The organism is Histidinibacterium aquaticum (genome assembly GCF_008710275.1).
In the GTDB taxonomy this organism is placed as follows: Bacteria; Pseudomonadota; Alphaproteobacteria; order Rhodobacterales; family Rhodobacteraceae; genus Oceanicola; species Oceanicola aquaticus.
Map to the genome: position 1 here is coordinate 161,542 of NZ_VYQE01000004.1, position 15,435 is coordinate 176,976.

The window sequence follows — 15,435 nt, forward strand, 5'->3', positions numbered from 1 at the left end:
GACTGGGGCAACGGCCCGAACGACAAGACGGCCGGACATCCATCAGAGGGGACAGCTCATGGAGTGGCTGACAAACAACAAGATCCCGGTCGGCGATGCCGCCGCGGCCGGTTTCGACTGGCTGCAACGGGTCGGACAGGGGTTCTTCGACGCCATCGCCGAGGGCGGCGAGGCGATGATCGACGCCATTCTGTGGCTTCTCCAGGAACCGCCCGAACTGCTGGTCATAGCCTTCTTCGTCGCGATCACCTGGGCGTTGCAGCGCTCCTGGAAGGTCTGCCTCTTCATCGCGCTCGGCTTTCTCTTCGTTCTCAACCAGGACTACTGGGAAGAGACGACCGAGAGCCTGACGCTCGTGTTGTCGGCCTGCGTGGTCTGTATGGCGGTGGGCGTTCCCATCGGCATCGCGGCAGCACACCGGCCCAAGCTCTACGCCGCGATCCGGCCGATCCTCGACCTGATGCAGACTTTGCCGACCTTCGTCTACCTGATCCCCGCCATCGTCTTTTTCGGCATCGGCATGGTCCCCGGCCTCTTCGCCACGGTGATCTTCGTGCTGCCCGCGCCGATCCGCCTGACGCATCTCGGCGTCTCATCGACACCGAAGTCGTTGATGGAGGCCGCGCAGGCCTTCGGCGCCACGCCGCGGCAGGCGCTCTGGAAGGTCGAGCTTCCCTATGCCTTTCCGCAGATCATGGCCGGTCTGAACCAGACGATCATGCTGTCGCTCTCGATGGTCGTCGTCGCCGCGCTTGTCGGCGCTGACGGGCTGGGCGTCCCGGTCGTTCGGGCGCTGAACCAGGTCAACACCGCGCTCGGCTTCGAGAGCGGGATCGTCATCGTGGTCGTGGCCATCATGCTCGACCGTATGCTGAGGGTGGAACGCTGATGACCGCACTCGTTTTCGACAAGGTGTCCATCGTCTTCGGCGGCAAGCCGGAGGTCGCACTGCCGCTCATGGACGCGGGCCAGAGCCGGAGTGAAATCCAGGCCGAGACCGAGCAGGTGCTCGGCGTGCACGACTGCTCCATCGAGGTGGGCGAGGGCGAGATCCTCGTGCTCATGGGGCTCTCGGGTTCGGGCAAATCGACCCTCCTCCGGGCCGTGAACGGGCTGAATCCCGTGGTCCGCGGCGAGGTGAAGGTGAAGGACGGCGACCAGCTGACCTCCGTCACCAAGGCAGACGCCAAGACGCTGCGGCGGCTGCGGCTCAACAAGATCGCCATGGTCTTCCAGCAGTTCGGCCTTCTGCCCTGGCGGTCGGTCCGTGAGAACGTCGGCCTCGGGCTCGAGCTCGGCGGCATGGACAAGGCGAAGCGCAACGAGGTGGTCGAGAAGCAGCTGGAGATGGTGGGCCTGTCCGACTGGGCCGACCGGAAGGTCGCGGAGCTCTCCGGCGGTATGCAGCAGCGCGTGGGTCTTGCCCGCGCCTTCGCCACCGACGCGCCGATCCTGCTGATGGACGAGCCCTTCTCCGCGCTCGACCCGCTGATCCGGAACAGGCTGCAGGATGAGCTGATCGAGCTGCAACAGAGACTGAAGAAGACGATCGTCTTCGTGTCCCACGACCTCGACGAGGCTTTCAAGCTGGGTGACCGGATCGCGATCATGGAAGGCGGCCGGATCGTGCAGCAGGGGACCCCGCAGGAGATCTTCTCGCACCCGGAGAACGAGTACGTCGCGGACTTCGTGGAGAACATGAACCCGTTGGGCGTGCTCTGCGCGCGGGACGTGATGGAGCCTGTTCAGGGCACACCCCGCGTGACCGTACCAGCCGGCGCCGACATCCGGTCGGTGATGGACGAGGTCCGCCAGCTCGAGGCGCCGGTGGGGGTCGAGGAAGACGGCAAGATCATCGGCCAGATCACCTCGGACACGGTCCTGACCAAGCTGCTCGATCCACGCGCCGAATAGGCATCGCGACCCCGTCGGAAAACGATTGCATAGACGCGCTGCGGTGATCCCGTTATAGCTTCCCCGTACCCGCCGCCCAGAGCGGCGCAATAGAGGTAGAGGGGAGACACCATGGCCGGGACACCGGAATTCATCGCGATCGAAGAGCACTTCATGGAGCCGTCGCTGGCCCAGTACCTGGGCAAGGCGGCCTCTCCGCCTGCCGCGGTCTCCGAGAAGCTCTACGACTTCTTCGAGCGGCGAATTCCCGAGATGGACGCGGCCGGGGTCACGAAACAGGTGCTCTCGCACCAGTCCCCCGGCAGTCAGCGGCTGGCCGATGACGTGGCCGAAGAAGCCTGTCGCAACGTGAACGACGCGCTGGCCGATGTCATCGCCCAGGCGCCCGACCGGTTCGACGGCTTTGCCATGCTGCCCACGAACCTGCCCGAGGCCGCGGCCGACGAACTCACCCGCGCGGTGGAGGAGAAGGGCCTGAAGGGGGCCATGGTCCATGGCCTGAACCACGGCGAATTTCTCGATGCCGAGCGCTACCGTCCGATCTTCGCCCGGGCCGAGGCGCTGGACGTGCCGATCTACATCCACCCCAGCCTGCCCGACAAGACGGTGACCGAGCGCTACTACGCGCCTTTCGACCAGACCCATCACGCGATGACGCGTGCCGGGTGGGGTTTCGGCGTAGAGGCGGGCACGCAGGCGGTCCGGCTGATCCTGAGCGGGATCTTCGATGAGCACCCGAACCTCAAGATCGTCCTGGGCCACCTCGGCGAGGCGATCCCCTACCTGCTGGTCCGGATGGACGAGGCCTTTTCCCGCGACGGCAACCGGCCGGTGAACTTCGCCGAGGTCTTCCGCCGGAACTTCTGGGTGACGACGAGCGGCTTCTTCTCCGACAGCGCCCTGCGCTGCTGCCTCGACGAGCTGGGCCCGGACCGCATCCTCTTCGCGGTGGACTATCCCTACGTCGGCTCCAAACCCGGTGTGGACTGGCTCAAGGCCTACCCGATGGACGAGGCGGAGAAGGCCAAGATCGCCTCGGGCAACGCCAAGGACCTGCTGAAGCTCTGAGGCCCTAGGTCAGGCGCTGGTCCCGGCCTCGTCCGCCTCTTCGTAGGGGGAATAGCCGTCGACCCAGCGCCGGACCGCGGCGCGCGCCCCCTCGTCATCGCCCTCTGCGATGGCGGTGCGCAGCGCCTTGAGGGCAGTCGCCACCTCGATCTCGCTGAGGTGCCCCTCGAGCGCGCGCAGGATCTTGGGATGATGCGTGCCGAGGAGCTGCGACCCGATCAGCAGTTCCTCGTGCAGCTTTTCGCCGGGACGGAGGCCGGTGATCTGGATCTCGATGTCGCCATCGGGATTGTCGGCATCCCGAACCGAGTAGCCGGCAGCCTCGATCATGTCATGGGCAAGCTGCATGATCCGGATGGGCCGGCCCATGTCGAGCACGAAGACATCGCCCCCCTCGGTGAAGCTGCCCGCGGTCAGGACCAGACGCACCGCTTCGCCGATGGTCATGAAGTATCGCGTCACGTCGCGGTGCGTAACGGTGACCGGACCACCGCGGCTGATCTGCTCTTCGAAGAGCGGGATGACGGAGCCGGAGGAGCCCAGAACGTTGCCGAACCGGACCATGGAGAACCGGGTCCGGGCGGAGCGCGTGGCGAGATCCTGCACCATCAGTTCGGCCAGCCGCTTGGCTGCGCCCATGATGTTCGTCGGACGCACCGCCTTGTCGGTGGAAATCAGGACGAAGTGGCTGACGCCCTGGGCCTCGGCCGCTTCGGCGAGGATGCGGGTCCCGAGAACGTTGTTCGACAGGCCGGCGAGCGGATTGCTCTCGACCATCGGGACGTGCTTGTAGGCGGCGGCGTGCAGGACGATCTCGACCTCGTGCTCGCGCATCACGCGGGTGACGCAGGCCTGGTCCGTGACCGAGCCGAGAACCGCCACGACCTCGACACGTCGGCGGCCCTGAAGCTCCGACAGCTCGCGCTCGATCTGGTAGAGGGCGAGCTCGGACAGTTCGAAGAGAACAAGACGGGTCGGCCGGCAGGACAGGACCTGGCGGCAAAGCTCGGACCCGATCGAGCCCCCGGCGCCGGTCACCATCACGGACTTGCCGCGATAGAGCTCGGTCACCCCCTCCATGTCCTGTTCCAGACCCTTGCGGCCGAGGAAGCTTACCGGATCGAGGGACTGCATCCTGTCCTGGATCTCTCCGTCGTCGCCGGTGAGCGCCGAGAACGAGGGGATCGTCCGGACTTCGCAGGGGAGGTTCTGCAGCCGGCGGGCGAGTTGCGCGAGCTTCGGGCGTGAGAGCGACGGCATCGCGATGACGACCCGGTGGATGTTCAGCTCTTCGACCAGTTCCTCCAGACGGACAGGCGAATGGACCGGAAGCCCGGCGACCATGAGCTTCTGCAGGGTCGAGTTGTCGTCGACGAACCCGGCCGGCTCCAGCGCGGCGTCCGTCCTGAGCGCGTTCGCCAGCTGCACGCCCGTCTGCCCGGCGCCGTAGATCAGGACGCGCCGCCGCTTGCCGCCGTGGCGGTAGATGCCGAGGAGAATGTCGCGCGCGACGAGGCGGGTCACGACCGAGAGCATGGCGAGGCTCATGGTGAAGATGACCATGGTTGTCGCCGACAGCACCTCGGAGAAGAACATCGGCTGGATAAGGAAACCGGCGATACCGGTCAGCAGCGCGAAGGCGCCGGTCCGCATGACCGCCTGCTGCTCGTAGGCCTTGAGCTGGATGCGGTGCAGGTCGAGGAGAAGAGAGAAGACAGCGCCGCAGACGACCAACAGGGCCGCGAAGGCCACGATCTGCCCCGGTCCCGCCGCGAGCGCCTCGTCCTCCAGCTGGCCGTAGTCGACCAGCAGACCGAAGAGCAGGGCGAGCGGGATCTGCACGAGATCCACGAGCATGAGGAGCACGCGCTTGCTGGTCCGGTCCAGGGACGTGACGAAACGGTAAAGGATCGCGCTCGCGCTCATGTACTTTCCGGTTTTGCCGTCACGAGGTGATACCGGTCATCCCGGTCTCTTTCCAGAAGGCTGCCGCAACTTGGACAGGAAGCGTGGCAAACCCGCCGATGGCGGGAATGCACGGCAATCCTTAAGGAACGGTGGGACCGTGGTGCCGGACCGCTAGAGCGGGGCCTTCACGAAGCTCGGCATCGGCTGGTTCGCGTCGCGGCCCAGGAAGGCGGCCGCGGTGTCGAGGCTCTCGCGGATCGTCACGTCCATGTCGAGGTAGCGATAGGTGCCGAGGCGGCCGACGAAGGTGACGCCCTCCTCGCGCTCTGCCCGGGCGACGTAGTCCGCCAGCAGGGCTTTCTCCTCCACCAGCCGGATCGGGTAGTAGGGAATATCCTCGGGTCCGCAGGCGCGGGAATACTCGCGGTAGAGCACGGAGCCCTCGTGGCTTTCCCACGGGCTGAAGTGCTTGTGCTCGGTGATCCGCGTGTAGGGCACGTCGCGGTCGCCGTAGTTCATCACCGCGCAGCCCTGCCAGTCGCCGGTGGCGGTGAAGCGTTCGAAGTCGAGCGTCCGGTAGCCGAGGCGGCCCAACTCGTAGCCGAAGAACCCGTCGAGCGGACCGGACCAGAAGACGTGGCCGTACCGTCCCGCCATCTCGGGGGTGAAGGGCGTCTCCAGGTGAAGGTCGATGCCGGGGTGGTCGAGGATGTCGGCGATCATCGCGGTGTAGCCACGCTCGGGCATGCCCTGGAAGCGGTGGAAGAAGTAGTTGTCGTCGTAGTTGAATCGCACCGGCAGGCGCTTGAGGATGCTGGCGGGGAGTTCGGTGGGCGAGCAGCCCCACTGCTTCTCGGTATAGCCCTTGAAAAAGGCCTCGTAGAGATCGGGACCGACGAACCGCAGGGCCTGTTCCTCGAAGGTCTGGGGATCGGTGATCGAGGTATCGGCCTGGGACTCGATGAAGGCGCGCGCCTCGTCCGGGCGCATGGTCTTGCCGTAGAACTGGTTGATCGTGTGCAGGTTGATCGGCAGCGAGAAGACCTGTCCCTGCGCCGTGGTCTTCACCCGGTTCTTGTAGGGTTGGAAGGTCTCGAACCGGTTGACGTAGCCCCAGACCTCAGCGTGGTCGGTATGGAAGATGTGCGGACCGTAGACGTGGACGTTCACGCCCGTCTCCTCGTCGCGCACCATGTGGCAATTGCCGCCGAGATGGCTCCGCGAGTCGATGACGGTGCAGTGATGGCCCGCCTCGGCGAGCGCCCGACCGATGACGGCGCCGGAGAGACCGGCGCCCACCAGAAGTATGTCCATTCCGGTCCCCCTGTAGGCTCGGGGGCTCTGTCCCACGCCGCGGATCAGAAATCCAGATCGTCCATCGTCACGCGCGCGGTCTCGATGCCCTCCAGCATCACGCTCCCGGTGCCCCAGTCCAGCAGCGTGCCCTCGGCATGGTCCTTGATCGTCATGTCCTCCCGCGCGACGTCCTCGAAGACGAGCCGGTCGTGCCCGGGCTGGAGGCCCTCGATCACGTCCGCGCCGCTGAACGGCCGAAAGACGAAGGTATCGGGGCCGGCGCCGCCGCGAAGACGGTCGTCGCCGCTGCCGCCGTCGATGTAGTCCCTCCCGTCGCCGCCGAAGAAGGTGTCCGCGCCCTCCGCGCCGGTGAAATACCCGCCGCCGGGCGAGGAGCGCAGGCGGTCGTCGCCGTCCTCGCCGTGGACCCGGTCCGCGTCGGGCAGGACGCTGCCAGGCCCGAAGATATCGGAGCCCGCTCCGAGATAGACGACATCCTCGCCCGATCCCGCGTAGACGATATCGTCACCCGCTCCGCCGTAGATGACATCGTCGCCCCCAGCGCCCCAGATCCAGTCTCGATCCGCCTCGCCGAGAAGGACGTCGTCACCGCCGCCGCCGTAGAGCCTGTCGCTGCCGTCGTCGCCGACGATCCGGTCGTGGCCGGTTCCGCCGTAGAAGCCATCATCGCCGGGCCCGCCGTAGAGCTTGTCGTTGTGGCGGCCGCCATCGAGGATGTCGTTGCCGCCGTCACCGAAGATCAGGTCCCCCCCGTCGTCACCGTTGAGGCGGTCGGACCCGGCCCCGCCGTAGATCCGCTCGGCCCCGCTGCCGCCGCGGGCCTGGTCATCTCCCCCCTCGCCGTAGATCGTGTCGTTACCGTGTTCCCCGTAGAGAAGGTCGTCGTCGGCACCGCCGAGCATGTGGTCGGCCCCGCGGCCGCCGCGCAAATCGTCCGCGCCGTCCTCACCGCGCAGGCGGTCGTTGCCGCCACCGCCCGACAGGCGGTCGGCGCCCGTCCCCCCGAGAAGGAGGTCGTCTCCCCCCTCGCCCGCAATCACGTCGTCCTCTCCCCCGCCGTAGAGGCTGTCGCCGTGGTCTCCGCCCGCAAGTCGGTCGGACCCTGCCTCGCCATGGAGCCAGTCGATGCCGTGGCCGCCGCTCAGGTCGTCGTCCCAGGTTCCTCCGTAGAGACGGTCGGACCCCTCGTCGCCCCAAAGCGTGTCGGCCCCGGACTCGCCCCAGAGCAGGTCGTCGTCCCCACCGCCCGAGAGCCGGTCGCCATCCAGACCGCCGAGGAGGCGATCCCGCCCGGTGCCGCCCGCAAGGCTGTCGTCGCCGGACCGGCCATAGAGCCGGTCCCGCCCGGCGTCGCCCTCCAGCCGATCGGAGCCGTCGCCCCCGGAGAGACTGTCGTTTCCGGAACCTCCCCTGAGGAGATCCGTGCCCGCGCCGCCGTCCATCTCGTCTGCGTCGTCTCCGCCCTGAAGGAGGTCGTCGCCGCTTCCGCCAAAGAGACTATCCCGGCCCGAACCGCCGAAGAGCGTGTCATTCCCTCCACCGCCGCTCAGCATATCCCCGCCCCATCCGCCCTGCAGACTGTCGGACCCCTCGGTTCCGATGACGTCGCGTGCCGGTGCGGGCAGGCTGCGGTGCGGCTGGTCGCGCAGGACCGCGCCCCGCACCTGCGAGGCAGTGAGCGGGTCGCCGTTGTGAGAGCTGACGATCAGCCGTTCCCCGTACCAGGTGACCACGGCGCCGGAGGCGGTGGGGTCGACCTCGAGCGACTTCGGGTCGTAGAAAAGCGGGACGCCGGACAGATCGAGCCGGTCCCGCGCCGGGTCGAAGCCGCGTATCCAGTCGGTCGCGCCCCGGTCATCGACCATGACGAAGACGTCGGACCCCGATCCGCCTTCCAGAGTATCGCTCCCTGCGCTGTCGACGAGGATGTCGTTCCCGCCGAACCCCTTGAGATGGTCCTTGCCCGCACCGCCCACGAGGATGTCGCCCCGGCTGCCGCCCTCCAACGTGCCGCCACCGCTGCCGACCTTGCGCTGCACACCGATCGCACCGGGCTGCCATTCGAGCCGGTTCACACCGCCTTCGCTGCTCGCGGCGGCATAGATCTGCAGATCGCCCCCGGACTTGCCGAGGGTCAGCGCGGTGATGCCGCCGCCGAGCCTCTGGCTCGCGCTGTCGGCGATGGAGTCGAGATGGTGCAGCCGCCCGCCCGGGAGGACCGCGAAGAGGCTGAGCCCGCTGTCGCCGCCACTGACCGCGAGGTAGCTGCGCCCGCCGATCTCGATGGCATCCAGGCTCTGTGCACGCATGAAACGGGTCTCGAGCGTATCCGTGACATGGTCGCGCGGGATCAGCTCTCCGTCCGAGGTGATTTCCATCACGGTGAGCGCCCCTGCCGTGCGCGAGGAGGAAAGAACGGCGTAGCTGCGGCCCAGGACCTCGGTGACCGCGACTCCCGTGGGCTCGAGGATGGCGATGCCGTCCCGCGCGTCGATGCCGCCGGTCACTGCGAGCCGGCCGCCCTGCTCCATCACCGCGGTCAGACCGTCGTGCCGCCCGCTCGCGGCGAGGTAGACCGTGCGACCGCCAACCTCTGCGGTGGCAAGCGACGAGATCTGGTCCAGCCGTCCGTCGGACCCGCCGATCCGGAGGGCGTCGGAGGCAGTGCTGTAGACCGATCTGAATACCGTGAGACCGGATCCGCCCAGCGCGGTCGTGAGCATGTGGCCATCGGCCGTCAGCACGCTTCCCGCCGGCCTCGCCGGAGCCTCGACACTCGCGTCGAGGGCACCGCGGCTGCCGATGGTCCCGTCGGACCGGATGCTCCAGGTGCGGTAGTCGCCCCAGCTGGTCGCACCGACGAGGACCCGTGGCTTACCGATAGGCTCGAGCGACATGAGCTCGGGCGCGATGCCAAGGTCATAGGAGTCGGCGTAGCGCTCCGCATCGACCTGGGTGAGACCGCCCTTCGAGTCGATTCGGTAGCTCACCAGCCCACCGAACCGCCCGGAACTGGCGAGAAGGAGCGGCGTACCTCCGATCTCGGTGAGGAGCAGGTCCTCGATGTTGTAGTCGAAGTGGCTCTTTCCGGTCGTCAGAAAGCCCCGCCCGATGATCTCCGCCATGTCCGCCCCCGTGTGAACCGGGGATGCCCTTGAGGGTGGTGCGGGGCGGGGATCCGGCGGCGATTGGGGCAGGCCGGGGACAAATCTCTAAAACCCAGTGGACCGGGGTCAGGGCCGTCTCAGCGGGCCCAGTCCATGACCTGCCGGTGCGTGGCGTCGAGCCGGCCCCGCAGGCCGTGGGACACCCCCCGCGTCATCAGGCGCAGGAAGCGCATCCGCTGGCCGCGGTAGCGTCGGGTGGAGAGTGCCCACTTCGCGAGGATCACCGGCAGCACCAGCGGAAAGGCGCGGCCCGAGGCGGCGCGATAGAACATCAGGCTGTTGCGGTGGGCGTAGTAGATCTTCCAGGCCGGCGAAAAGACACGGGCCTTGTCGTCGGCATAGGTCCCACAGTCATGCTCCCACCGCAGTTCGGGATCAAAGGCCGTCGTACCGCCCGCGGCGCTGAGACCGAGCGTGTAGAGCACGTCGTCGCCGTAGATGAAGAGTCTGGCGTCGGGATATCCCGCCAGCTGGACCGCGCGGCGGGAGAAGAAGAAGCCGACGAAGGAGCCGCCGTCGATCGGCAGGGGCTCCTCCGCCCGGTAGTGTGCCGGGTCGATGTGAAAGCCGTCACGGCCGCGGAGCATAGTCTTCCAGAAGGAGTCGCCGTGCCAGAAGGGGTTCACCCAGGGACGGTTCATCTCGCAGAAACGTCCCTCGGGGTAGGTCTCGGCCGGATACCAGACCGCCGCCGCCCAGGCGTCGTAGCCGGTCCGGTCCCGGGCGTGGAACCGGGTGAGCGTGCCGGGCTCGGGGCGCGCGTCGTCGTCCATCACCACGATCCATTCGGGGTCGTACGTCTCCGTCGCGTGGCGCATGCCCGCCTCGAAGCCGCCGGCTCCCCCGAGGTTCTCGGGCAGGGTCAGGATCTCGACGCGCGGGTCGGCGAGCCCCGAGAGCCAGTCGGCGGTGCCGTCGGTCGAGGCGTTGTCGACGACTATGAGGTGCGACAGGTGCTCCGCAGGGCTCTCCAAGAGCCGGTCCACCGTCACCTTCAGCTTGTCCAGCCGGTTGTAGGTCACAACCACCGCGGCGACCCGGCCCTGGTTCTGCGTCATCGATGCGCTCGCCTTCCGCTCTCGTCTGGCGGTGAAGGCCACAATACCGGTGTGCTGTCAAACCGCCGTGCCCACGGGCTGCCCGTCCGAGAGACGCCGCCACCCGGTGCCGTCGCTCCAGGCGGGGCCCTCGCCGGTGACGTGGATGAAGGCACCCTCTCCGACAAGCGCCGCGTTCGGCAGGGCAGCGGCGGCATGCACGGCGGGCCGCAACGCCCCGGACTCCGGATCGATCGTGATGGCGGTGGTCCAGGACGCGCCGTCTGCGGAGACCTTGACGGAAAGCGTGTCGTCGCCCGCGAGGCCAATCTCGGCCCGTCCCGACCAGGCCGACTGGAAAAGCAGAGAGGCGGTCTCGGCTTCAGACGCCTTGTTGACCTTGATCCGGTGGCCCGCACCTTCGTGGCTGAAGAGACTCGCGGGCGCTGCGACGGAGAGCCGGTTCGTCGCATCGGCGGTGGCGTTAACGCCAAGATGGGCGAGGTTCTGCGTCCGGCCGTCCGGGAGGACCCACCCGGTGCCCGACCAGATGCGCAGCTCGGAGGTGGCCAGGTCCCAGGCTCGCCACCCGGGGCGAGGGGTTCGGAAGACCCAGCCGGTGCCGGTCCAGGCGGCGAGATCGCCATCGTGTCCCGCCCAGTCGCCGGTGGCGCCGTCACCGAGGGTATGCACCTCGCCCGGCTCGGGATCCGAGGGTGGCGTTGTACTGCCGATGGCCTCGACCGTGAGCTGGACGAGTGTGTCGAGCGTCTCGAAAGCGTCGTTGACGGTGACATGCTTCTGCGCCTGCGAGGGCAGCAGGAACGGAAGGTCGAGGCGGGCGGATCTGTCGGACATGCGGACTCCACGGATAAAGAGGCCCGGAGCATGTCCCTGTGTGGTTAATGCCGTCCTGCACGACCGTGCGCCGCGAGTTCCGCGGCGCAACAGTCTCCGATCAGTTGGCGAGCGCGTCCACCGTCCGGCCAAGCCCCAGCGCCGCCCCGGCGACACCGATGATCGCGTTGGCGGTCGTCAGCGGGCTCTCGGTCACGTAGACCAGATCGCCGGACTGCAGATGGAATTCGCCGGCCGAGAACAGGCCGTCCGCAGAGGTGAGGTCGATGGTGAAGATCGTCCTCTCGTGCTGCGGACCGGTACGATCCGCGCGCACGGCGGAGGCGGGATACTTCCGCAGGATCAGGATGCCCTGCGCGTCGGCCCGGTTGCTGTCGACGCCGCCGATGATCGAGAGCGCCTGTATCGCGGTCACGTCTTCCTGCGGGAAGTAGTGGATCGATTCTGTTCGCGCCGCGCCGAGGGACAGGAAATAGTCCTCTCCCTGTTCGACGAAGACCTTGTCCCCGCCGCGCAGCGTCGTGTCGAGGCCGGGGCTCTCCAGCAGCCGGTCGACCGAGGTGCCATAGAGCTGGCCACCGCGCTGCAGCCGGATCTGCGGGTTGCGGAGGTTGTCGGGCACGCCGCCGCCAAGTGAGAGCAGGCCCATGATCGTGAAGTCGCGGTCGGGCAGAGGATAGGTGCCGGGGCTGCGGACGCCGGAGACGAGGTTGACCGTGTTCTGATTGCCCTCCTGCATCTCGAGCTGGACCTGAGCGGAGGGCGTGACGACGAGATACTGCTCCTCGATCCGGGAGCGGGCCGTCTCGGGGGCCATCCCCTCGACCCGGACCGAGCCGATGTAGGGCAGGAAGATCCGGCCGGATGAGGAGACGCGCATCTCGGGCAGCGTGACGAAGCGCTGTCCAGGCGCGGTCAGCAGGCCGTTGTCCTCGGTCGACCAGATGGTGACCGCCAGGGTGTCGCCCGGTGCGATGATGCGGTTGTTGGGCTGATCGACCCGCTCGATCCAGGACAGGTTCCGGCCGTCGGTCACCGGCCAGGAATCGAAGAGCGGCAGGTTTTCACGGGTCACGGGCTCGACGGCGAAGTTCGCCACGCCGTTTTCCTCGGTCTGGGCGGCCAGGACTTCGCGCTGCAGGCCCGCGCCGCGCGGAAGCGCGTCACAGGCAGACAGGACAACCGCGACCGCCATCAGCAGCACGATCCGCAGATGCATGGACAACTCCCCGGCCTCTTCCTTGGTTACAGGCTTATCCCGGTCGCGCCCGATAAGAAACCACGACGTGGAAATTCTGGCAGATATTGTGTCACAGCCTCCACCGGGATCAACGGTCTCCTCCGGCCGGCACGGATCCGAGCCGGAGATCGCCGGCCCCGTAACGATCCGGGACAACTCGCCCGTGAGCGGCGACGAATCGCGGAACCGGCCTGTCTTGCGGGGTTCTGATGCTCGCGGCACCGTGCTAGGAGAGCGGCGTCAGAAGGCAGGGAGTTGGCCATGAAGATCGCGGTTCTGGGCGGGGACGGCTTCGTCGGTTGGCCGACCACCCTGCATCTGTCCGACGCCGGACACGAGGTTCACATCATCGACAACCTGTCGCGTCGGTGGATCGACACCGAGCTCGGTGTGCAGTCGCTGACGCCCATGGATTCGATCCAGGAACGGTGCCGCATCTGGCACGAGCTCACGGGAAAGCGGATCCACTTCCACCTGCTCGATCTCGCGAAGGAGCACGAGCGCCTCAAGAGCTGGCTGGCCGAGCATCGCCCGGACGCGGTGATCCACTTCGCCGAGCAGCGCGCCGCACCCTATTCGATGAAGACCGACCGCCACAAGACCTACACGGTCGACAACAACATCAGCGCCACGCACAACCTGCTGGCCGCGCTGGTGGAAACCGGCATCGACGCGCACCTCGTCCACCTGGGCACGATGGGGGTCTACGGATATTCGAGCGTCGGCGCGCCGATTCCCGAGGGCTATCTCGACATCGAGATCGACACGCCGGAGGGCAAGAAAGAGCAGGAGATCCTCTACCCGACGCGTCCGGGCTCGGTCTATCACATGACCAAGAGCCTCGATCAGATCATGTTCCAGTTCTACGCCCAGAACGACGGGCTCCGGATCACCGACCTGCACCAGGGCATCGTCTGGGGCACGCATACCGAGCAGACCCGCAGGCACGAACAGCTCATCAACCGCTTCGACTACGACGGCGACTACGGCACGGTGCTCAACCGCTTCCTGATCCAGGCCGCGATCGACTACCCGCTGACGGTGCACGGCACCGGCGGACAGACCCGGGCCTTCATCCACATCCAGGACTCGGTGCGCTGCATCGAGCTGGCGCTGGGTGACGCGCCGAAGCGGGGCGACCGAGTGCGGATCTTCAACCAGATGACCGAGACTCACCGCGTCCGGGACCTCGCCGAGCTCATCGGACGGCTGACCGGCTCCCGCGTGGCCTATGTTCCGAACCCGCGCAAGGAGGCGGCGGAGAACGACCTCGTCGTCAGGAACGAGCAGTTCCTCGCGCTTGGGCTGGAGCCCACCACGCTTGAGGAGGGCCTGCTCGAGGAGGTCGTCGAAGTCGCGAAACGCTACGCCCACCGCATCGACCGCAGCCGCGTTCCCGCCCTGTCGGCCTGGACCCGGGACATCGCCCAGACGCTGGACCGAGATCCCGAGGGCAAGTCCATCCGGTCGATTTCCTGACAGCCAGAAGACACAGAACCGATGAGTTGCCCATGATCGTTCCCGTCCTTCTCTGCGGCGGCTCCGGAACGCGGCTCTGGCCGCTGTCTCGCAAGAGCTACCCCAAGCAGTTCGCCGACCTGACCGGCGATGAGAGCCTGTTCCAGGCCTCCGCCCGGCGCTACTCCGGCGCCGACTTCGCGGCGCCGCTGGTGGTTACCTCGGACAGCTTCCGGTTCATCGTGCTGGAACAGCTCGACGACATCGGGATGCGCCCCGCCGACGTGCTGATCGAGCCCGAAGGCCGCAATACCGCCGCCGCCGCGGTGGTCGCGGCCCTGCACGTCGCGCAGCAGGATCCCGAGGCCCTGATCCTGATCGGGCCTTCTGACCACGCGATGGAGGCGCCCGGGAGCTTCCGCGAGGCGATCGTGCGGGGGAGCGCCGCCGCGCGGGAGGGGCGGATCGTGACCTTCGGCATCCGGCCCGACCGGCCGGAGACGGGTTACGGCTGGCTCGAGGCGGGCGAGACGACCCACGAGGGCGTGCAGGCTCTGACCCGCTTCATCGAGAAGCCCGATGCGGCGCGGGCGGCGGAGCTGCTCTCCGATCCGGACAATCTCTGGAACGCCGGCATCTTCCTCGCCAGCGCCGGAACGCTGGTCGAGGCATTCAAGACCCATGCGCCCACGATCCACGACAGCGTGCAGGCCGCGCTGCAGGCCGCGCGCAAGGACCTCAACTTCACCCGCATTGACGAGGCTCTCTGGGCCGAGGTGCCCGAGGATTCGATCGACTACGCGGTGATGGAGAAGGCCCGGAACGTCTCGGTCGTCCCCTACGACGGCCACTGGAGCGACCTTGGCTCATGGGAGGCGGTCTGGAAGGAGACCGAGAAGGACGCGCTCGGCAACGGGCTCTCGGACAACGCCACCGCGCTCAACTGCAAGGGCACGCTCCTGCGGTCGGAGGATCCGGGCATCGAGATCGTCGGCATCGGGCTGGAGAACGTGGTCGCCGTGGCAATGAAGGACGCGGTCATGGTCGCCGACATGTCCGACAGCCAGAACGTGAAGCAGGCGGTGACGCTGCTCAAGGAAAAAGGCGCGAGCCAGGCGGTGCAGCTGCCGCGCGACTACCGGCCCTGGGGCTGGTACGAGACGCTGATCCTCTCCTCGCGCTTCCAGGTGAAGCGGATCCACGTCCACCCCGGCGCCGCGCTCTCGCTGCAGAGCCATGTGCACCGGTCCGAACACTGGATCGTGGTCTCCGGCACCGCACGGGTGACCGTCGACGAGAAGGTCACGCTCGTGACCGAAAACGAGTCCGTCTACATCCCGCTCGGCGCCCGCCACCGGATGGAAAACCCCGGCAAGGTGCCCATGGTCCTGATCGAGGTCCAGACCGGCGCCTACCTCGGTGAAGACGACATCATCCGCTACGAAGACGTCTACGCGAGAGGCTGAAG

General features: G+C 67.4%; 11 protein-coding genes. 5 read left to right on the top strand and 6 right to left on the bottom strand.

What is annotated here, in order from left to right:
• The first annotated feature begins 58 nt into the window (after positions 1-58).
• The 3 genes from choW to F3S47_RS13495 all read left to right on the top strand — a co-directional run bounded on the left by choW (position 59) and on the right by F3S47_RS13495 (position 2,982).
• Positions 59-889 carry a choline ABC transporter permease subunit gene (gene choW, locus F3S47_RS13485; RefSeq protein ID WP_150445804.1) on the top strand — a complete coding sequence of 277 codons (831 nt, stop codon included), beginning with the start codon at positions 59-61 and terminating at the stop codon, positions 887-889.
• Positions 889-1,914: a choline ABC transporter ATP-binding protein gene (gene choV / locus F3S47_RS13490; protein WP_150445805.1), complete on the top strand. Its 1,026-nt coding sequence runs from the start codon at positions 889-891 to the stop codon at positions 1,912-1,914. The genes choW and choV overlap by 1 nt, the downstream gene beginning before the upstream one ends.
• Positions 1,915-2,025: 111 nt before the next feature.
• Positions 2,026-2,982, top strand: coding sequence for an amidohydrolase family protein (locus tag F3S47_RS13495; protein ID WP_150445806.1), 957 nt, complete (start codon positions 2,026-2,028; stop codon positions 2,980-2,982).
• 9 nt (positions 2,983-2,991) lie between these two features.
• On the opposite strand, the gene F3S47_RS13500 is transcribed toward F3S47_RS13495, so the two are convergent.
• The 6 genes from F3S47_RS13500 to F3S47_RS13525 form a co-directional block, all read right to left on the bottom strand.
• On the bottom strand, positions 2,992-4,908 hold the full coding sequence (locus F3S47_RS13500) for a polysaccharide biosynthesis protein (RefSeq protein ID WP_150445807.1): 1,917 nt from the start codon (positions 4,906-4,908) through the stop codon (positions 2,992-2,994).
• A gap of 153 nt (positions 4,909-5,061) precedes the next feature.
• Positions 5,062-6,204: a UDP-galactopyranose/dTDP-fucopyranose mutase family protein gene (locus F3S47_RS13505; protein ID WP_150445808.1), complete on the bottom strand. Its 1,143-nt coding sequence runs from the start codon at positions 6,202-6,204 to the stop codon at positions 5,062-5,064.
• A 44-nt stretch (positions 6,205-6,248) separates the two neighbouring features.
• A complete protein-coding gene (locus tag F3S47_RS13510; protein ID WP_150445809.1) occupies positions 6,249-9,332 on the bottom strand; it encodes a calcium-binding protein in 3,084 nt (1,027 codons plus the stop codon).
• 119 nt (positions 9,333-9,451) lie between these two features.
• Positions 9,452-10,432: a glycosyltransferase gene (locus F3S47_RS13515; RefSeq protein WP_150445810.1), complete on the bottom strand. Its 981-nt coding sequence runs from the start codon at positions 10,430-10,432 to the stop codon at positions 9,452-9,454.
• 57 nt (positions 10,433-10,489) lie between these two features.
• Positions 10,490-11,269, bottom strand: coding sequence for a DUF2793 domain-containing protein (locus F3S47_RS13520; protein ID WP_150445811.1), 780 nt, complete (start codon positions 11,267-11,269; stop codon positions 10,490-10,492).
• A 100-nt stretch (positions 11,270-11,369) separates the two neighbouring features.
• Entirely contained in the window at positions 11,370-12,488 is a 1,119-nt protein-coding gene (locus F3S47_RS13525; protein WP_191090193.1) for a polysaccharide biosynthesis/export family protein, read from the bottom strand.
• A gap of 282 nt (positions 12,489-12,770) precedes the next feature.
• On the opposite strand from F3S47_RS13525, the gene F3S47_RS13530 reads away from it, so the two are divergent.
• Entirely contained in the window at positions 12,771-13,988 is a 1,218-nt protein-coding gene (locus tag F3S47_RS13530) for an NAD-dependent epimerase/dehydratase family protein (RefSeq protein ID WP_150445813.1), read from the top strand.
• A gap of 32 nt (positions 13,989-14,020) precedes the next feature.
• Entirely contained in the window at positions 14,021-15,433 is a 1,413-nt protein-coding gene (locus tag F3S47_RS13535; protein WP_150445814.1) for a mannose-1-phosphate guanylyltransferase/mannose-6-phosphate isomerase, read from the top strand.
• Positions 15,434-15,435 lie beyond the last annotated feature (2 nt).